Raw genomic sequence first — 18,808 nt, 5'->3', positions numbered from 1 at the left:
TCGAAACAACGAAAACAAATCAATTCACCCAATAGGTATACTCATCTTCCGGTTCCTGCTTTTGATCCAAAGTTTTATCAATGAGAACAGGAAATTCTATAAACGAAGGCCAAAGGGGTTTTGGCATTTGACTATTATAATTTACTAATAGTTTTTCTAACTTCGCGAGTGCATCAGGAAAAAGAGAGACTACGTTTTTCTTTTCTAGTGGATCTGAATCCAAATGGAACAACCATTTCTTTTTAGGTCTTTCTGTTTGGATGAGTTTCCATCCATCAGCCTGAACGGTTTGGTAGTATCCATCACTCCAGAATAGTGGTCTCGATTTTTGATTTTGTTGTCCCTTTAGATAGGGTAAAAGATTCACCCCATCAATAGGGCGATCTAAAGGCAAACTTGCACCAGCGGCACTGGCAACGGTCGGAAGGATATCAATATTGGTAATAGCATTTTGATATTTGGTACCAGGTTTGATATGGCCTGGCCACTTTGCCACATAAGGAACTCGAATCCCTCCTTGAAACAAAGTGAGTTTCCATCCTCTATAAGGCCTGTTGACATCGGGCAAACCAATATAGTTGGGAGCTCCATTGTCACTGGTAAAAATCACAATGGTATTTTCATCCAGGCCTTCTTTTTTTAGTGAAGACAAAATTTTTCCCACACTTCGATCCAAAGAACGAATCATACTCAAATACACTCGTTTCCTATGGTCTTTGATATGAGATAAGGCATCGTAATCTTCCTTACTGGCTTGTAAAGGAGTGTGAACCGCCCAGTGCGCTAAAAACAAAAAGAAGGGACGGTTTTTGTTTGTTTCAATCACTTTAACGGCTTCATCCGTAAAATAATCGGTTAGATACCGGCTAGGTTCAAACCACTTGCCGCCATTATAACTCACACCAAATCGCATATTGGGCCACAAAAATCGGTCTATCGGATCAAAGTCCTGTTTTGAATTATAAACATTCGGATCTTCCACAGGCAGATACAACCCACTTTCCATAAACAAAGTTTCGTCAAACCCTTGTTTGTTGGGACGCATCTCATCTGTACTTCCCAAATGCCATTTCCCGATATGAACGGAATGGTATCCTCTCGATTTTAATACTTCGGCAATAGTAACTTCTGTAGTAGGCATTCCGAGTTCATTAAAGCTTTTTGATTTTTCTGCCTTTTCTTTATCAATAACTACAGGATACAAACGATTCGGATCTGCATAAAGGTCAGCTCCCACACGGGCAAGAGCTCCCGGGGTCGGAGTGAATTCAACTCCAAACCGAGAAGGATATCTACCTGTCATTAAGGCCGCACGTGACACAGTGCAAACGGCGCTTCCAGAATATCCCGAATCAAACCTCACCCCTTCCTTGGCAATGGAGTCAATATGGGGAGTGGGAACACCGAGATCCGCATAACCGCCACCATACGTTGTCACATCATTAAATCCCAAATCATCTGCCATGATCACAATGACATTCGGCGGACGGTTATTTAATTTATCTTTTGCAGTGACAGGTCCCACTAACCAAGGAACGGGATGGTTCGCTTCTCTTGGATGGCGAATATCCGTAATCCAACCCAAGGAGTAACGAAGTAGAATCAAACGGTTGTAATAGAGAATTCCGAGAACAACAAATAGAGCCAAAAAAGTAGAAAGTAAAATTTTGAGTAATTTCATAGAGAACCTAAAGTCTTTGGAATGAAGGTATCTTTGAAGGTGCGACTGCGCCAAGAGTTAAGTGGGATGGGTGTTTAGTAAAAAAGAAAAAAGGCAGAATCCATCCAATCCAATGGCGAATCGACCAATGAATTAAACACCATCATTGATCCCTACAGACGAGGAAGTTTTTTAGATTTCAAGTTCTTTCCGCTGTTTTTGCAAACAAAGTAGAGGGAGAAAATCCGAATCCTTCTGGAAGATTACCTCCATCTAACTTCACCAATATGGAGATAATGGCATAATGATGGACTGTATGCGAAACAAGAAATTTGAGTTCTCGATTTAAGGAACTCAGAATCATTGGAACTGATTCCTTTGGATTGTTATTTTGTGAAATGGTAAGGGTCTCTAACGAAAAACTTTCGTTTTGAAACTTGGCTGTACAATCGAATAGCGATGTAATCGCAAACAAACGATCGGATTCTAGTTTTGGATTTCGTTTTCTATTGTCATAATCTATATGACCTGTCTTTAGACCTTCCCAAAACAATTCATAATGTTCTAAAATATGCCGGAAATGTTCACCGATGGAGGCATCCATAGGCTCATGTTTTCGTTCATAACTTTCGTTCGAAATCGATTCTAAAAGTAGAATTCCTTGCTCTAAAATTTGACAGTTCTCAGCCGATAAGGAATCCATACAATGGGATTTAGACTCAAGTTTTGCTCCAAGTTCTCTGCAAGCTGCAAGTATTTTGACCTAAAATTCGTAGATTTTTGTCTACCCACCCCAAATTTCCTTGGTTTTTAGGAAATTCCAAGATGCGCACGAACACTGTTCTTAACCTCGAACGACGAATCAAAATATCCGAGCTCTACAAACTTTTCCTTTCTTAGAAAAATTCCATTCACCATTTTCGAATTAAACACATTGACTGACTAGTCAGTATCTTTGTTTATGGATAAAAGGGGTAGAAATGTTTTTTGTTCTGATCATCTTTCTTTCTGCAATCTTTGCTATGACCCTTGGGATTCCCGATGCCCCCTTCCCTCAAGGCGACGAAATCATGCACATTCGTTCCATTCGGGAAAGTTTGGAGTTAGGGAGTTACACCCTTCCCGTTTTATCAGGCCTACCGAACCCCTACAAACCCCCACTTCTATTTTGGATGGGAATGTTCTTTGATAAAATTTTTGGTGTCGGTTACTTTGCGGAACGATTGGTATCCTTTGTATTTGGAATTGGAACTTTGGCTTTGTTCTACAAACTCTATCACTCAATAAGTAAATCACCAAAAGAAACTAAACTCGCCACCTTAACATTTGCTTTCTCCTTTCTTTCTCTGAAGTTCTTTGGGCTTCTCATGATGGAAGGAGCTATGGTATTTTTTACCTTACTCTATGTATTTTTATTCTATAGGTCCAAAAAAACTAAAAACTTAAGTTATGTGGCTTGGGGTAGTTTTTTTGTTGGATTTGGTTATTTACTCAAAGGCCCCATCCTTCATATCTACATCGGATTATTTTTACTCAGTTATCTTTATATCCAAATGATACGAGTGAGAAAAGGTAAGTTCCAAATTCATTTTTCTCCGCTGACAAAAGAAAGACCTACACTTCTCCTCTTTAGTCTTTCTCTTCTCATTCCCATTTTATGGATTTCCTATTTGTATCTATTTACAAGTTCAGGAAAGGAATTGTTGCGATTCTTTTTTATTACAGAGAATATGGGGAAATTCTATGCGGCCAACCAATCAGGCCTTAGAATTTGGGGAGGTTGGCTCCTTTACAGCATCCCATTCACCATCCCTCTCCTTCATATAGGTTTACTCACCATAAAAAAACCATCGAACCATAGAAACCAAATCTTAGCAATGACAGTTGGCGTGTTTTTATTACTCGTTACGATCTTTCACATACTACCCAACAGAAAAGATCCTTACTATGTGACCCCATTCATTGTGTTTTTATTTTTATTACCGGCAATGAAAAAAGTAAGTTGGGAATCCTTAATCCTTTCTAAATACAATCGGTATTCCATTCCCTTGGTTTACTTTGTCTTTGTAACTTTCTCCATTGTTCTGAGATTACCAGTTCTATTTGCTGTATCTCTTTTGGGAATCATCGTCACACTCGGCGCTATCTTTGCTTTCCCTGGCAGTAAAATGCGTTTCTATGGAATTTTTATACCACAGCTTCTACTTGTGCCAATCACCATGATTTTTCTATTGAAACCTATGGCCGATCCTGATATAACCAAACAACTAGTTGGTGCAGAAGGAAAAGAGATTTGTGTGATTGCAGAAAATCCGTGGACGGCCATGGACATTCAAAACAAATTAAAAAGTTCCAAAGTTAGTTTTGCCCTTCCCCTCACCTATCAGGAAACCTGCCCCAAGGCTGAGACCCTTGTTGTTTTTCGCGAGACAACACTCAGTTCTGACTGGAGGAAAGTGGGTTTTTGGTTCCAGTGGAAACAACATTTGAACCTGGATTCTAGGCAGATTTTACGTGCTCTAGTCAAGATGGACAAACGTTCCTTCCAATCGGAAGTCAGTGTTTGGGAACGAGGAGAAACCCAATGAAAAAATATGGAATCCTCCTTTTCCTTTTGGCAATCGTTTCTCTTTGGGACTTTTCCAAAGACAACGCTCCCAAATTTGGAGTCAAAGCCCAAACAAACCAGTCCTCGGAATGCAAAGTACTTTGTGAAAAAGCAAGTCTTTGTTTAAAAGAAGACCAAAAGAAATTACAAGATCCCAAGATGTATCAGTTTGCCTGTGAAATTCTTTGCACCAAACAATACCAATTGTTTTCCGGATGTTCTAAAGCCATTGGAGAGTCTTGCTCTAGTGGTGAGTTATGTATCAAAAATCAAACAAAGGGGCTTTTTTAAAAACAAAAGAAGTTAAATGACCAGTCATGCAACATAAAACAAGTATTATACTCCCAACCTATAATGAAGCCGGTAATATTAAAAACTGTGCCGAAACAATCTCTCGAATTCTAGAAAAAGAATCTATCGACTTTGAAATTGTGATCGTAGATGACAATTCACCCGATGGGACCTATGAAGTGGCCAAAGTCCTTGCTGATTATGACAAAAGGATCAAACCCTTTGTTCGGACAACAGAAAGAGGACTTAGTTCTGCTGTGACCTTTGGGTATGGGAAAGCAGAGGGTGACAATTTAGTGGTGGTGGATGCTGATTTCCAACATGACTATACAAAAATTCCCGATGTCATTCGCCTCTTAAGTGAAAACGACATCGTTGTGGCTACACGCAGAAGTTCCGATGGTGGTTATGGAAACTTCTCCATCTTACGGAAGTTAGCAAGTCAGTTTGCTACAAAAATTTCTGAGTGGTTGTTTCCTGTTCCCATTTCCGATCCAATGAGTGGATTTTTTGGAATTAGAAAATCAGTTTATCTCGAAACCAAAGGAAAACTCAAACCCAGAGGTTATAAAATTCTTTTTGAAATTTTAGGATCGGTTCGCACAGAAAAGATCGCTGAAGTGGGTTATACTTTTGGTCTTCGCACTTGGGGACAATCAAAACTCGACTCAGGGGTTATCTTTTACTTTATTTGGGATTTGATTTCGATCAAATGGAGTCAGTGGAGATCTTCCCACTCCTTCCAAATTCGATCCAAAAGACGGAATTCCCATATCCATCCATAAGCAAAACTTTAGGGTTCGTATCAAAATCTAATGGGAATCTAAAAAAAATTCCCTTCTTTTTTTATTCATAAACCCTAAGGTATTTTTTCCTTTTACCGTTCATTGTTTTGTGAGGGACAACATGGTCACAAAAACGGTAGAGGAAAATTGTTACAGAATCGAATCCAATCAATTGGATGTATACTCCGCTGCTGGCCTAGAAGAAGACATGACTAGCATCTTCAAACAAGGTGTGAGTTCTCTCTACTTGGATTTTTCCAATGTAGAGGAAGTATCCTCTTCAGTGCTTGGCCTTCTTTTATACAAAAAAATGATCTATAGAAAACAAGGGGTGAGTTTGTTTCTAATCAACGTAAACCCACAAATCCAAAAGATCTTAAAAATTCTAAACCTAAACGGATACTTACTTCTTTAAACGAATTTCAAAAACGGCTCCCGAATGCATTGTGAGTTTGAGTTCCTCCCCTAAAACTTCGGCCCCACCGAAAGAATACAATAACTTAGAACCCTTAGAAATCGTTTCCTTAGCTTCTTTCTCTCCAAAGTTTAAATACACAACCACCACTGTTTTTCCTAAGATTCTTTCAAAACAAAGGACATCGGGATGAACACTGGATTTGGTTTTGATATTTCCTTCTTTGAATACCGCAGACTCTTTTCTTAAATGGAATAAGGACCGGTAATGATTCCAAAGAGAGTCATTCTTTGTTTTTTGATACAAGACCGTATCTTCCGTTTGGAAACGACCTACCGGTAACCAAGATTTCCCTTTCGAAAATCCCGCTTGGTCACTTGCATCCCATAACATGGGTAGGCGGCAATTGTCTCTGTTGATATAAACCCCAAGAAGATTGGATAAAAACAAAGGTACCAAACGATTCATCTTGGCAATCGGATCTTTTCCCAAAAAATTAGAGATCCGTCCCTCCTTTCTTGCAATCTCTTCCCCGTAATACACAACAGGAATCCCTCTAGCTAAAAATTGGAAGGCGGAGAGAACTTTTGCTTTGCGAGTATCCCCACCTAACCTGTCGATATAACGTCTTTGGTCATGGTTTCCCAAAACATAAGTGGGTGTGAATGGGGCCGGAAATTCTCTTTCATTTTTTTCCAAAAGGTCTTTGAAAAACTGAGCCTTGTAATCGAAGTGGATGAGCTCAAACTGAAATACAAGATTGAGACCGTCTGCTTTTTCTCCTAAAAAAGATTGGAGAACTTGGTCCGATCCACTCACCTCTCCAATAAGGAATGGTTTTTGTTTGTATTTGGATATATGTTTGCGAACTTCCTTGGCAAACTGAAAGGACTCAGGTAAGTTTAAGTTGTATTGTTTCTTTTGAAAGAACGCCTCATCATGGTTATCTGGTGTGGGGAAGTATCGGAAACTAGAAGGATTGTCTCGGAAACCTTCGTCCTTATAAATCGAATTGAAGATATCGAGCCGAAACCCATCCACTCCCTTCTTAAGCCAAAAATCAAGAACACCGAACATTGCTTTTTTGACTTTGGGATTCCGATAGTTCAGATCGGGTTGGAAGGATAAAAAATTACTATAATAGAATTCGTCTGTAGTTTCGTCGTAGTTCCAACCAGTGGTTCCTACCATAGAAATCCAGTTGTTCGGAACTTTTCTTCTTCCTTTGTGCCAAATATAAAAATCCCTTTTCGGATTTTCTTTAGAGGATTTGGATTCCAAAAACCAAGGATGTTTGTCTGAGGTATGGTTCATCACCATATCAAGGACAACTTTCATCTTTCGTTTGTGGACTTCTCGGATGAGTTTGTCGCAGTCCTTCATTGTGCCAAATCTTGGATCAATGGAGGTGTAATCGGAAATATCGTATCCAAAATCTTCACCAGGACTTTTGTAAAAAGGAGAGAACCAAATGGTTTCCACACCTAAATCCCGAATCTGATCCAAACGCGTTAGAATCCCAGGTAAATCACCGATTCCGTCCCCATTGGAATCCTGAAAGGACCAAGGGTAAATTTGGTAAATTGAAGTTTGTTTCCACCATTCCATTTTGTTTTCCATGACTTTTCTAAAACTTTATCGTTATTTCAGTTGCCTCTAACCGAAAATCCAAATTTCTGTTCTTTATACAAGCAGGTAGCAATGGATAAAGAAAAAATCAAACTTTCCGGTTTCAACAATCTGACAAAAGTTTTGAGTTTTAACCTCTACGATTTTTGCATCACTTTGGATGACGAACAAAAGAGTAGATACGTAAGTTATATCCACGACAAATACAACGCTAGCAAAATTACAGAAATTTCTAAAGAGGTTGTCAAACGAATTGATGCCAATATCCTTTCTGTCTCTGCACAAGACTACGATCCTGTAGGTGCTTCTGCTATGGTTCTAATGAGTGATGTCAAAGGCGGAGGAAATCCTATTCCTTCCACACAGGTGAGTATGCACCTAGACAAATCACATATCACAGTTCACACTTATCCCGATGCTGCCGATCCCGATGGAATTTGTTCCTTTCGTGTTGACATTGATATTTCCACTTGTGGAGAGATCATTCCACTCGACTCCATTAACTTTTTGTTTGAGGCTTTTGAGTGCGACGTTGTGTATATTGATTATGTAGTGCGCGGTTACACACGTCTTGCCGATGGTAGAAAGATTTATAATGACCATCATTTCAATTCCATTTTGGATTTCGTAAAACCGGAACTCAAAAGAAACTATACTTATCTTTCTGATATCAACATGCCGCAAGACAATACTTGGCAAACAAAGATGATGATTAAAGAACTTGGACCTGAGAATTATTTACTGAACCCAGAAGATATCTCTCATCCAGACGTTCCCAACAAAATGAAATTGCTACGTGAGGAAATGAAAGAAGTTTACCATATGATCCACTAATTGATATTAGTGGACATCGGAATCCATTTCCTTTCGAATTTCCATCCATTCTTTTTCCCCCAATTTCGGCAGAAGATACATCTTTTCGCGATTGGGTGGGATTAAAAAAAACTGAGTTCCATGTTCATCCCGAATTTTTAAGGAAGGATGAATGGGCAAATAAGCACCTAACTTTCGATAGAAGCGAATCTCCTCATCGGTTTCGGGCCTTAGTGCTTGGATCGATAGACTTTTGCGATAATACGCCAAATAAGATTGGATCGTCTCTTCTGATTCACCAGGATCTGTGACTAAAAAGTAAAATGAAGACCGCACCTCAGGAAATCTTTCCTGAAATCTACGTAGGGCCTCTAGGGCCAAGGGGCATTTTTTCCCACAGCCCACTAGCCCCGGATAGATCCAAATCCAAGTATCTTTTGGCTCTTTGGAAAACCGGTCCTTACAAAAAGGACAATCGACAGATCGAGTTTTACCACTATAGAAAACGATCACAAAACTAAGCGAGAAGAGTAATCCACTCATCAAAACTAGTAGACTTAAGTTTCGAAAAATAGTTTTACGATTTGCCATGACCAATCATTGCAGCTAAGGTTTCCACGGAACCTTTGAGGCCATGGAAAATCACATTTCCCTTTTCAATGAGTGCAATCATATTGGAACTCGTTCCTAAATTCGTTTGGGTTTTGACATTCAAATCAATGATGGAATTGGAAATCTCATCCATACTTGTGGATTGTTCCTTACTCGAAACTTGCATCTCTTGTGCAATTTGATCCAAGGTAGCAAGAGCGTTTTCTTGTCTTTCGAAAGCAGACAGAGTTCCTGTGATCTGAGCCGTTAACTCTCCCATCCCCACTTCGGAAGAAAGAATGGATTTCACAAAACTTTGAACCGTTTGGTTGATTTGATTGGATTGTTTGAAGCTAACTTGGATGGCTGATTTGATCTTCCCTGAAATCGATGAAATATTCTTTGTCGCTTCTGCCGTAGAATCAGCAAGTTTAGAAATCTCGGATGCCACAACAGCAAATCCCCTACCGGCATCTCCGGCACGTGCTGCTTCAATCGATGCATTTAACGACAGCAAGTTGACCTTTTCAGCAATGTCGGAGATAAGTTCTAAAATCTCTTCCATCTTTTCCGAATCATCTACGGCGACTTCCATCGATTGGTAAAGGCCGGTAAATTCCGATTCTGTTTTTTTGACACTGTCGGCCGACTCTTGGATTTTGGACCGCATCACATCCAAGGAAGTAACAAATCCTTGGCTCAAGGTAAATAAGTTATGATTCAATTCTTCCACGGACTTAACTTCTTTGATCTGCCGATTCGATCCTTCCAAAATCAACTGGCTGGAAGCGGCGGTTTCTTCGGTGGCAGCAGAGATGGCTTCAATCGAGGAGGATTGATTTTTAAACGAAGTTTCAAACTCACGCACCTTTTGGGAAATGAGTTCCGAGTTTTCCACAAATGTCTGTGTTCGCGATGTGGCTTCCTCGATTGCTGTAGTGACCCCGGCTATGACTGTTTCTAAATTGCTTTGCGTTTCAATTTGTTTCTTCAGTTCCAAAACAGAACGATAGGAAAAATAAATCAGAATCCCGGTCTCAAAAATAACAAATAAAGCATGAGTGAGAACAATCTCAAGTCCCGTTCCATAACTGTAGACCATTACCTTAGTGTCGAAGATCACAGTACCAAATTCCTGGATGTAATTCCCAACTAAGTGGTGTATGGCGATGGTAAGAGCGGCAACAAGAAGGACTCTCCAATCTTCATAAACAAATAGAATGGCAAGGGCACTGAATACATGGAAGTGCATTTCGATCCTGCCAAATTGTGCCTGAATCAAAATGGCACTGAACATCATTAGGGCCGCCCCATTCCAAGCTCTTAAAAAGAAAGAACCTCTTCCCAAACGATAAAACACGAAGGAAACAAGAGAAAGAACAATTGCTGATAGAGTGACAACCGTTGTGCCACCATAACCTAAAGAGAGAAAAAAAACAAGAGGAGTGTGAGCGAGAATTGCCCAGAGAAAAAATGTATCTACTTTCTTTTGGCGTTCTAATAGAACCGCTGCCAATTTTTTATCCATGTACTAGTAGACGAAATAAATGGATAGAAGTTGATCAATAAATTGTCTGATAACCGATTTTGAAACTTTTATCCCTCAGATTCGATGCAACTGCGTTCATGAAAACTAAAGTCTAAGAAAGGATACAAATATAGGTGATTCATTCATGAACTTGCTCATTGTTGATACAGATTTGCAAAAATTAAGTCTGGGTGGCTCAAAGTCCTTTCGCTTTTTTTTCCCTAGACAAATGTTTGTTTCCAGAAAACCAAACTTTCTCTCTTGATTTGTCGAAAATAGGTTTTGATACTTGTTTGCAGAAGGTATATTTTGGAACAATTCTCGGAACCCACAGATTCAGAAACACCACTTACTGGTGAACCGGCGGATCCATCATTTTTCATTCCATTACCCAAAAATATTGCGAGTTATTCTATGACTTCGCAGGCCATTTTGGAAGAACTCCGAGTGCGCCATAGACGTTTAGAAATGCATGGAAGTGCCGAGATCACTCCATCCCTACTCTTAACTGTGGATTCCATTCCTGAGTTACTTTCAAGACAAGTCCAACTCACAGATACACATAAATCGGGAGTCGCCATCGCAGAAGCCTTCAAAGAACTGGCAGGGCTTACTGAACACAACAGAGAAGCTGTTGTCTATTTTTATCCTTTCTTTTTATCGGTAGACCAAAAACTCACCATGCGAGTGAGTATGATTGCACCGCAAAACAGAGAAAAGACGGACATCGTTCCTTTTCGCAGGTCTTGTTTCAAATACAGTGTCGATCTCATCGACCAACTATTCAAAAATAGAGCCAGTAGAGAATTTGTTTTAGATGAGGAAAGTCCGGGATCTGGGCTTGTTCGTTCTGACCAAAAAGGGAATGTTTATTTTTTTCCAACCAAACTCAGTTATGAAAGTGAATTGGAATCCATGATTCGTAAAACGATGGAGTCTTTTGGTTACATTCCCATGAAGGACTTTGTTTTGGATGTGATCACTCGTGGAAAAGAAACGGCAAAACTTGTGGAGATTGTTCCCGGTTACCATCTCATTTTACCCAATGGTTCCCATAACCCCGAATATGCACGGCACTTGGCAGTCCAATTGGATGGACTAAAAACTTTTTCCTTTCCTTATCTCAAACGTTACGCCACAGAAAATAAATATTCTGGGTTTTTAGAAAAACTAAATGAATTAGAAACCAATATCCCCAAACGGACCGAAGGCCTAATCAAATCAGGAGTGAGTTTGGTTCCTATCATCACTTCCCTTCTCGAAGAATTTCCTTTCGACAAAATCACAACGGAGGAAGGAAAACGAGTGGGTAACTCGGTAAGAGAAAGCCTTTTTATTTTAGATAAACTAAACAAACGCCTAAAAGAACAGAAAAAAGAAGACGCAGAGGAAGCGGTCGTGGCACTCACAAAACTTCTAGGAACTAAAATCGAAGACAATACGGAAAACACACTCACTCTCACCAAACTCGACTTAAATGCCGAAGTGAAAGTTCTTGGATTCAAAAATGAATCAGACAACTCCAAAGCCATCTCAAAAATCGTAAATTCTCTTTCTGAAATTTATGGATGTTTGGAAATGAAAGAGGATAAATTCCACGTCCTCTTTGCTCTGGATCAAAAAAAACTTTCGAAGGTAGAAGCCAATACTTTGGCCCTCGCCAAAACCGATTCGAATTATAGAAACGAACTTCCCATCCTCGACCAAATCCGAGTGATCTTAAAAAACAGATCGGATGAAAATATCGACAAAGAAGAAATTCCGGAAATACCTCAGGAAGAAAATACAAACTGGAATGCGCAAGCGTACAAGGAACCAAGAATTTCTTTTTCTGCCCTCCAAGAGAAATTCCACGTTCCCATTGGAGTATTTAGTTTCTTAGCACTGGCTTCCTTAACCACTGTGGTTTCTTTACTACTCGGAACTTTAGAATACATTGTCAGCGGTTTTTTCTTTAGTTTTTTTGTAGGCCTCACTCTCGGTTATCTCTACCGCTCAGATGGAAAACAAAAACCAACTATCGAAAAACAACAATCTACTGGTCCCAAAGAAAATAGATCTCTCGGCATTGCAAAGGTTGCAGAAGGATTCATTTATCCCAAAAAATTCAATAGCATAGCAGAGAAGGTTTATGATTCCAAACGACTCCGGAATCATATAGAAGATTGTGTAGAAGAGATCAAAGTCCAACTCCCAAGCTCTGACCAAAAAAAAGAATCTAACAAAATTGTAGCAGAGATTGAACATGCTATTTTACAAATTTCCGTTGTGATGAAAATTCCAGAAGCCATCCAACTGAAAAACAGGCCGAGAGAACTCATCATTTCCAAAGCCGATTTTCGTACGATTTTATTTCGCACCCAACTGGCTGAATATTACAGAAAGGAAGCAAGCATCTATAAATCGGATCGTGACCAGATGGACTACATCCAGTTTATCATTCGAGAATTAGAATTTGGCTATAATAAATATTTGAAATGATAAAGTTGGTTGTATGAAGTCTTTTGTATCCACCACACTTACGACATTTACGTTTTTTTTTCTAACATCTTTGTTCTTACAATGCAGTAAGGACGTTGTTAATGCAGAAGAATGGTTCGAGAACCATAAAGAAGATCGAGTAATCAACCTTTCCAACAAAGAAGTGGGAGTTCTTCCTATCTCCATTGGAAACTTAAAGAAAGTAGAAGAACTCACCCTCCAATACGATTCCTTAAAGGAACTTCCCAAAGAAATCGGGAACCTCAAACAATTGAAGATTTTAAATCTCTTTGGAAATCCGATCAAGACCTTACCAGAAGAAATTGGTAATTTGGAAAACTTAGAAATTCTACTTCTTGGTAGAACCGAATTAAATGAAATTCCGGCGGTCATCGGTCGTTTGCAAAAATTAAAAACATTGGCTCTAGACGAAACTAAAGTCCAACTAACAGAGGCTGATGTGGAAGTGATTGCAAGTCTTCCCAATTTAGAGATCCTTGACCTAACACTGATGCGGGAATACAAAACCCTCCCGAAAAACCTCTCTAAATTAAACTCCCTAAAACATCTCGTTTTACAAAAGACCCTTCTCGAAAAATCGGATGTTGTGCGGCTTCGGGACGAATTACCCAAGGTTCGCGTCAAACTCTAAGAACTAAGGAATATTTTTTTTCCGTTTTCTCTTTGGCCTAGACCCCAAAAATTGGTCTTAATATGGCCAAACCAGAAACGGAAAATCCTTATTCTAAAACGGTTCTTCTCCCAGAGACCACCTTCCCCATGAAAGCCGACCTGGCAAATCGTGAGCCTGGTCAAATTAAGATTTGGAAAGAGAAAAAAGTCTTCCAAACCATGAAGGAAATTCGTAAATCCAAACCTTCGTTTGTATTACACGATGGCCCCCCTTATGCCAATGGAAATTTCCATGTGGGCCACTCTCTCAATAAAATTTTAAAAGATATCATTGTTAAATCCAAAACCCTTGCGGGCTTTCACGCCGACATGATTCCTGGATGGGATTGTCATGGACTTCCCATCGAAGTACAGGTGTTAAAGAATCTTGGAAAAGAAGCAAGAAACACAAGTCCGAGCGACCTCAGAAAAAAATGCCGTGAGTATGCTACAGAATTTGTAGGCAAACAAGGTGATGACCTAAGTCGCTTTTTATGTTTTTGGGAAGAAGATAGAAAGTATCTTACCATGGCTCCAGAATTTGAAGCAAGGATTGTGGAAGTTTTTGGATCTCTTTTCGAAAAAGGATATATCTACAAAGGGAAAAAACCTGTATATTGGTGTATTGATCTAGCAACTGCCCATGCGGAAGCAGAGATCGAATACCAAAACCACGTCTCTCCTTCCATCTATGTAAAGTTTGCAGTCAAAGGCGAAAAAGATACCTATTGCCTCATTTGGACAACCACTCCTTGGACACTTCCGGCAAACCTTGCGATTTGTTTTAATCAAGATCTGGACTATTCTCTTTTCCAATCGGATACTCATGGAAGGCTCATCCTTGCTGATGGATTAAAAGAAGCCGTAGAACAAAAAACAGGAATCACACTCACAAAGATTCATTCCTTAACGAGTGAAGATCTAGGAAAGATGACCTTCTTACATCCGTTTATCGATAGAGATTCCATTCCTCTCTTTGGAAACCATGTCACACTGGACGCGGGAACAGGATGTGTCCACACAGCCCCAGGACACGGAACAGATGACTACCGTGTAGGAACTGCAGCCGGTCTTCCTCCACTATCCCCCGTTGATGATTACGGCCGTTATACGGACGAATTTGAAATGATGAAGGGAATCAAAATTTGGGATGCCAATCCGAAAATTGTGGATCTCCTTCGGGAAAAAAATGCCCTCGTCCACTACTCTGAATTCACTCACTCCTACCCTCATAGTTGGAGGAGTAAAAAACCTCTGATCTTTCGGGCAACACCGCAATGGTTTTTTTCGATCGACCATGCGGGTCTTCGTGAGGATTCACTGCAAGCCATTGACAAAGTCCAATGGATTCCTGATTGGGGAATCACTCGGATCCGTTCCATGGTGGAATCTAGACCTGACTGGTGTTTGTCGAGACAGAGAAATTGGGGAGTTCCGATTCCCTCATTTACTTGTAAGTCTTGTGGGTTCACTCACTTAGATGACAAAACGATCCAACACTTCATCCAAATTGTCAAAAAAGAAGGAATCGAAGTTTGGTACGAAAGAGAAGCCAAAGACTTACTTCCTGAAGGAACCAAATGTTCTAAATGCGGGTCAGAAGATCTAAAACAAGACAAAGATATTTTGGATGTTTGGTTTGATTCCGGTGTTTCCAGCTTCGCTGTGTTTGGTGATTCGCTAGACTGCGAACCAGCGGATTTGTATTTGGAAGGCTCTGACCAACATAGAGGTTGGTTCCAATCATCTCTTTGGCCATCAATGGCGATTCGAAAAAAACCACCGTATAAATCAGTTCTCACTCACGGTTATGTGTTAGATGAAAAAGGACATGCCATGTCCAAATCTCTCGGAAATGTGATCAATCCTACAACCGATATCATCAACCAATACGGGGCCGATATTCTAAGACTTTGGGTATCCACTCAAGACTTCCGAGACGATGTCAAAATCGGAAAGGATTCCATCAAAACGGTGGCGGAAGCCTATCGCAAAATTCGAAACACATTCCGTTATCTTTTAGGAAATACTAAGGCAGAAACGCTTACTTGGAATCTAAAGAAAGAGAATTTAGAAGAAATCGATAGATACTATCTGCATAAGTTAGCGAAACTCAATGAGGATGCCAAAAAACTCTACGAGAACTACCACTTCCACCAAGTGTATCATCGTGTTTTGGTATTTTGTACAGTGGATCTTTCCCAGGATTATTTTGAAATCATTCGGGACAGAATGTACTGTGATGCGAAGGAATCCAAAACAAGAAAATCTTCTGAATATACACTGGCGCTAATTCTAGAAACTCTAACAAAAATCTTAGCACCCATCTTATCTTTCACAACGGAAGAAGTATGGAATGAATTTGGTGCCAAAGACTCTGTTTTTTATTCTGATTTTTCTGACTTAACTTCTTGGTTGGATTCCGATTTAGAATCCAAATTGGCACCAGTCTTTCAAACAAAAGAACTGGTACAAAAAGCCTTAGAAGAAGCAAGGAAACTCGGGAAACTCGGAAAGTCTTTGGAAGCAGAAGTCTTAATCTCTGGTGAAACCTTGAAAGATACAAAGTTTTCTAAAGATGATTTAAGTCTCTTCTTTGTGGTATCAGAAGTATCACAAGGTAAAAATGAAATCAGTGAAGTATTCTCAGAATGGAAAGGAGAAAAGGATTCCATCCAAATCCGTAAACCTCGCCACCACGAATGCCCACGCTGCTGGCGACATGTTTCGGAAACAGAAGGAAAACTTTGTGGACGCTGCGAAGGAGTGGTTTCTAAACTTTCACCGAAGTAGAAATCGAACCAAAACCAACTAATACTTAGTTGGTGCCATAAATTTTAGGAAGTTTTCTTTTTAAACCGTCGAAAGAATCTTCCTAAAATGATTTCTGCTTCCGGTAACCCAGTGATTCCGGCTATCACAAAGTAAATGGTGACTGCCGGAAGGATGGATACCACAAGACAAATCCGACTCCCATTGGCATATCCCATTCCTAAATCTTGGACGAGCGAATCCAAAAGAACGGGTTTCAAAACCCACTCCGAGAGAGCCAACCAAAGAAGAAGTCCAAGTAGTGCCGGAGCCATTTTCAAAATCCGAACCCAAACTGTAAGGAAAGGGATTTTTACCTGATGGGATTTTAAATAAAACAGTAATAACGAAGAAGTCACAGAAGCACTGAGGGCCGAAGCCAAAGCAATGGCGGAGTGTTTCAAAAAAAACATAAGACCGATGCTTACCGCTATACTTAAGAAAAAGGAAACCAGTTGGATTCGGAGCGGTGTTTTTGTATCAGAAAAAGCATAATAAGAAGAAACCAAAACTTTATTGATGCTATAAAATGGAATGGCAAAGGAATAAAATACTAACGGATAAAGTGCCGTCATCGTAGCGAGATGGTCCCATCGTCCCCCATAATAAATGGAATCCAAAACCGTTTTCCCAAGAACCGCCAAACCAATGCTTGCTGGTAAAGTTAAAAAGAAAGCAAAAGACAAAACATCCGCAATTTCTTTAGGCACATTTTCCTCACGTCCTTCGCGAAGGTCTTTCAAAAGCGAAGGAAGGATGGTTGTGGCCAAGGCAACTCCGATGATTCCCGTGGGAAGTTGGACAAGCCTTTGTGAATAATCCAAACTCACCACAGCCCCAAGCCCTGGATTTTGATTTTGGATGTAGTTGGCAAGAAAGATGTCCACAAGAAGTCCAATTTGATAGAAACTTCCCCCAAGAGCCGCGGGTAACATGAGTTTAAAAATTTTACGAATGGCGGGATGGCGAAAGTTCAAACGGAATATGGGACCAAATCCATTTTTGTAAACATACCAACCTTGCACCAAAAGTTGCAAAACACCACCGGTTATAATTCCATAGGCCAATAAAAATACTTTGTCCCGAATCTCATGGTAAAAAGGAAAAACAAAAATAAAAACGATCAGATAACTGAAGTTAAGGATGATAGGAGAAAGAGAAGGAACAAAATAATTATGATGGGAGTTGGAGATCGACATAAAAATCGAAGACAAACTCGCTGTCATAATGAGAAAAAATAAAACGAGCGAAAGTTCAACGACGAGCGCTCCGTATTCGGGGGATCCGCCCACGAGAGCCGGTAAAAATCCAGCCGCAAAAAACCAAAAAAGAGCGACAAAGAGAGACAAACAAAGAAATAAAAAACTAAGAACGGTCCCAGACATCACCCTTGCTTCTTCTACTCCCATCTTTTCGTATTCCGAAAAAATAGGCATAAAGGATTGGCTTAAGGTCCCTTCCGCAAGTAAGTTACGAAACATATTGGGAAGCCTGTAGGCAACACTGAAGGCAGAGGCCACCATTCCGGTTCCAAAACTAACAGCCATAAAGTGGTCCCGAATGAGACCTAAAATACGAGATAAAAAGGTATAAAAAGAAAGGGCAAGCGACCGTCTGGTGCTTGACTCACTTCCCTTGGCTTGTTTTGTCATAAGACCAGACTTTAGAGTGGATTCAATTTTTCAAGAAAACGGATAGATCCACTTGGACTCATTTGGAACTGAGTGGAACAACCCGGGCATTCATGCTTTCCAAATTTATGAAGCCTGAGCCTTGTCCCACAAACCTCACATTGGATGATCCGCTCCACTGTCTCTAATTGTTTGGTTTTGGACTGGATATAACTCGGAATTGTGACCGGTTTTCCTTCTTGTTCTGGAGAGGATTTATAAACAGAAAATCTTCTTTCCAATTCATGGTTCAAAGTCTCTTTGATTTCCAATCGAAGGCTATTCAGCTTTTCTTCCAATACAGATTCCATAGGAGAAGTGCTGGTCTTAGAAACTACAGGAGAGTCTTCCGCATCCGCAAAAGATTCTAGTTGGGAGACTGGTTCCTTGGAACTGAAACCTGATTCCCGATCTTTGGATTTTCCTGTAAAATAAAAACGGATTCGGTTTTCGTTTGTGGGGCTCGCAAGCGACTGGTTTTCCGCATAAGAAGGTTTGGATTCCGCTCTTACCGGTTGTTTTGGATCCATTTGCAAAAGAAAGGATTCTGCTTGGGTATGACCGCGAAAGACAGGAAGGCGATCAAAAAGTCCCACGAGACTCAGTACATCTTCAACTTCTTGTTTCACTCCATAGATGGCGTAAACCGCACCTATCTTTGTGATTTGTTTGTGGATTTTGACAAGGATACTAATTCCATTCGATGTGATAAAATCCAAAGCCCCAAACTGGAATAAAAACTTTCTGTATCCCTTTCCGATTTGGGATTCAAAGTAACGATAAAAATCTTCAGCACTGGTTCCGTCCAAACCACCTTTCAACTGGATTGAAAATACTTTGTCTTTTGGTTCCAT

Annotated in this window: 15 protein-coding genes; 8 read left to right on the top strand and 7 right to left on the bottom strand. The window is 40.0% G+C overall.

The window, feature by feature from the left end:
- Positions 1-19: 19 nt before the first annotated feature.
- Positions 20-1,681 (bottom strand): sulfatase-like hydrolase/transferase, encoded by a 1,662-nt coding sequence (locus JWG41_RS16895; RefSeq protein ID WP_205270987.1) that lies wholly within the window; start codon positions 1,679-1,681, stop codon positions 20-22.
- A gap of 178 nt (positions 1,682-1,859) precedes the next feature.
- On the bottom strand, positions 1,860-2,363 hold the full coding sequence (locus JWG41_RS16890) for a DinB family protein (RefSeq protein WP_205270986.1): 504 nt from the start codon (positions 2,361-2,363) through the stop codon (positions 1,860-1,862).
- A 277-nt stretch (positions 2,364-2,640) separates the two neighbouring features.
- Between JWG41_RS16890 and JWG41_RS16885 the strand changes: the two genes are divergently transcribed.
- The 4 genes from JWG41_RS16885 to JWG41_RS16870 all read left to right on the top strand — a co-directional run bounded on the left by JWG41_RS16885 (position 2,641) and on the right by JWG41_RS16870 (position 5,759).
- The gene (locus JWG41_RS16885; RefSeq protein ID WP_205270985.1) at positions 2,641-4,248 is read left to right on the top strand and encodes an ArnT family glycosyltransferase; all 1,608 of its coding nucleotides are present in this window, start codon (positions 2,641-2,643) and stop codon (positions 4,246-4,248) included.
- Complete coding sequence (locus JWG41_RS16880) at positions 4,245-4,559, top strand: hypothetical protein (RefSeq protein ID WP_205270984.1); 315 nt, start codon at positions 4,245-4,247, stop codon at positions 4,557-4,559. The genes JWG41_RS16885 and JWG41_RS16880 overlap by 4 nt, the downstream gene beginning before the upstream one ends.
- Before the next feature lie 26 nt (positions 4,560-4,585).
- Positions 4,586-5,344: a polyprenol monophosphomannose synthase gene (locus JWG41_RS16875; RefSeq protein WP_205270983.1), complete on the top strand. Its 759-nt coding sequence runs from the start codon at positions 4,586-4,588 to the stop codon at positions 5,342-5,344.
- A gap of 121 nt (positions 5,345-5,465) precedes the next feature.
- The gene (locus JWG41_RS16870) at positions 5,466-5,759 is read left to right on the top strand and encodes an STAS domain-containing protein (RefSeq protein WP_205270982.1); all 294 of its coding nucleotides are present in this window, start codon (positions 5,466-5,468) and stop codon (positions 5,757-5,759) included.
- On the opposite strand, the gene JWG41_RS16865 is transcribed toward JWG41_RS16870, so the two are convergent.
- Positions 5,748-7,367 carry a glycoside hydrolase family 13 protein gene (locus tag JWG41_RS16865; protein ID WP_232374070.1) on the bottom strand — a complete coding sequence of 540 codons (1,620 nt, stop codon included), beginning with the start codon at positions 7,365-7,367 and terminating at the stop codon, positions 5,748-5,750. The two genes, JWG41_RS16870 and JWG41_RS16865, sit on opposite strands and share 12 nt — an antisense overlap.
- Positions 7,368-7,460: 93 nt before the next feature.
- Here JWG41_RS16865 and speD point away from each other — a divergent pair, with 93 nt between their 5' ends.
- Positions 7,461-8,222, top strand: a complete 762-nt coding sequence (gene speD, locus JWG41_RS16860; RefSeq protein ID WP_135578698.1) for an adenosylmethionine decarboxylase — start codon at positions 7,461-7,463, stop codon at positions 8,220-8,222.
- A 6-nt stretch (positions 8,223-8,228) separates the two neighbouring features.
- On the opposite strand, the gene JWG41_RS16855 is transcribed toward speD, so the two are convergent.
- Both JWG41_RS16855 and JWG41_RS16850 read right to left on the bottom strand, forming a co-directional pair.
- Positions 8,229-8,792 (bottom strand): hypothetical protein, encoded by a 564-nt coding sequence (locus JWG41_RS16855; protein WP_232374069.1) that lies wholly within the window; start codon positions 8,790-8,792, stop codon positions 8,229-8,231.
- Positions 8,779-10,308: a methyl-accepting chemotaxis protein gene (locus tag JWG41_RS16850; RefSeq protein ID WP_205270980.1), complete on the bottom strand. Its 1,530-nt coding sequence runs from the start codon at positions 10,306-10,308 to the stop codon at positions 8,779-8,781. The genes JWG41_RS16855 and JWG41_RS16850 overlap by 14 nt, the downstream gene beginning before the upstream one ends.
- Before the next feature lie 321 nt (positions 10,309-10,629).
- Here JWG41_RS16850 and JWG41_RS16845 point away from each other — a divergent pair, with 321 nt between their 5' ends.
- From JWG41_RS16845 to ileS, 3 genes are all read left to right on the top strand, one after another.
- Positions 10,630-12,801, top strand: a complete 2,172-nt coding sequence (locus JWG41_RS16845; protein WP_205270979.1) for a hypothetical protein — start codon at positions 10,630-10,632, stop codon at positions 12,799-12,801.
- A 13-nt stretch (positions 12,802-12,814) separates the two neighbouring features.
- Complete coding sequence (locus JWG41_RS16840) at positions 12,815-13,453, top strand: leucine-rich repeat domain-containing protein (protein ID WP_205270978.1); 639 nt, start codon at positions 12,815-12,817, stop codon at positions 13,451-13,453.
- 62 nt (positions 13,454-13,515) lie between these two features.
- Complete coding sequence (gene ileS, locus JWG41_RS16835; RefSeq protein ID WP_205270977.1) at positions 13,516-16,266, top strand: isoleucine--tRNA ligase; 2,751 nt, start codon at positions 13,516-13,518, stop codon at positions 16,264-16,266.
- Between the two features lie 44 nt (positions 16,267-16,310).
- Here ileS and murJ read toward each other — a convergent pair whose 3' ends face one another.
- Both murJ and JWG41_RS16825 read right to left on the bottom strand, forming a co-directional pair.
- Positions 16,311-17,936, bottom strand: a complete 1,626-nt coding sequence (gene murJ / locus JWG41_RS16830; protein WP_205270976.1) for a murein biosynthesis integral membrane protein MurJ — start codon at positions 17,934-17,936, stop codon at positions 16,311-16,313.
- An 11-nt stretch (positions 17,937-17,947) separates the two neighbouring features.
- Positions 17,948-18,808 carry an STAS domain-containing protein gene (locus JWG41_RS16825; RefSeq protein WP_205270975.1) on the bottom strand — a complete coding sequence of 287 codons (861 nt, stop codon included), beginning with the start codon at positions 18,806-18,808 and terminating at the stop codon, positions 17,948-17,950.

Origin of the sequence: Leptospira chreensis, from assembly GCF_016919165.1 — a bacterium.
GTDB lineage: Bacteria > Spirochaetota > Leptospiria > Leptospirales > Leptospiraceae > Leptospira_A > Leptospira_A chreensis.
This window is presented reverse-complemented; position numbering and strand designations above follow the sequence as displayed.

Bases quoted from the DNA above. Each gene is read 5' to 3' on its own strand.
- JWG41_RS16895 (WP_205270987.1), bottom strand. From the start codon at position 1,681: ATGAAATTACTCAAAATTTTACTTTCTACTTTTTTGGCTCTATTTGTT.
- JWG41_RS16890 (WP_205270986.1), bottom strand. From the start codon at position 2,363: ATGGATTCCTTATCGGCTGAGAACTGTCAAATTTTAGAGCAAGGAATT.
- JWG41_RS16885 (WP_205270985.1), top strand. From the start codon at position 2,641: ATGTTTTTTGTTCTGATCATCTTTCTTTCTGCAATCTTTGCTATGACC.
- JWG41_RS16880 (WP_205270984.1), top strand. From the start codon at position 4,245: ATGAAAAAATATGGAATCCTCCTTTTCCTTTTGGCAATCGTTTCTCTT.
- JWG41_RS16875 (WP_205270983.1), top strand. From the start codon at position 4,586: ATGCAACATAAAACAAGTATTATACTCCCAACCTATAATGAAGCCGGT.
- JWG41_RS16870 (WP_205270982.1), top strand. From the start codon at position 5,466: ATGGTCACAAAAACGGTAGAGGAAAATTGTTACAGAATCGAATCCAAT.
- JWG41_RS16865 (WP_232374070.1), bottom strand. From the start codon at position 7,367: ATGGAATGGTGGAAACAAACTTCAATTTACCAAATTTACCCTTGGTCC.
- speD (WP_135578698.1), top strand. From the start codon at position 7,461: ATGGATAAAGAAAAAATCAAACTTTCCGGTTTCAACAATCTGACAAAA.
- JWG41_RS16855 (WP_232374069.1), bottom strand. From the start codon at position 8,792: ATGGCAAATCGTAAAACTATTTTTCGAAACTTAAGTCTACTAGTTTTG.
- JWG41_RS16840 (WP_205270978.1), top strand. From the start codon at position 12,815: ATGAAGTCTTTTGTATCCACCACACTTACGACATTTACGTTTTTTTTT.
- ileS (WP_205270977.1), top strand. From the start codon at position 13,516: ATGGCCAAACCAGAAACGGAAAATCCTTATTCTAAAACGGTTCTTCTC.
- murJ (WP_205270976.1), bottom strand. From the start codon at position 17,936: ATGACAAAACAAGCCAAGGGAAGTGAGTCAAGCACCAGACGGTCGCTT.
- JWG41_RS16825 (WP_205270975.1), bottom strand. From the start codon at position 18,808: ATGGAACCAAAAGACAAAGTATTTTCAATCCAGTTGAAAGGTGGTTTG.